General features: G+C 57.4%; 1 tRNA gene. It reads left to right on the top strand.

Features of this window, described 5'->3' with window-relative positions:
- The first annotated feature begins 148 nt into the window (after positions 1–148).
- Positions 149–225 (top strand) — tRNA-Met (locus AAHB08_RS21110).
- The last annotated feature ends 59 nt before the right edge of the window (positions 226–284 follow it).

The following is a 284-nucleotide window of genomic DNA, read 5'->3' on the forward strand; positions in this document are numbered from 1 at the left end:
TAACCCGAAGGTCGTCAGTTCAAATCTGGCCCCCGCAACCAACTATTTGTTCTCATGGCTCGGCGTTCCGCAGCGATGAGACGAAGACGCAAGCTGCTACTGCTCGGCAACTTGCGGGCAAGGTCCGGTAACGGACAGACAATTCGGACGCGGGGTGGAGCAGCTCGGTAGCTCGTCGGGCTCATAACCCGAAGGTCGTCAGTTCAAATCTGGCCCCCGCAACCAACTATTTGTTCTCATGGCTCGGTCTATACCGCAGCGGTGAGACGAAGACGCAAGCTGCT

Source organism: Aeromonas sp. OTU364, assembly GCF_038440395.1.
Classification (GTDB): domain Bacteria; phylum Pseudomonadota; class Gammaproteobacteria; order Enterobacterales; family Aeromonadaceae; genus Aeromonas.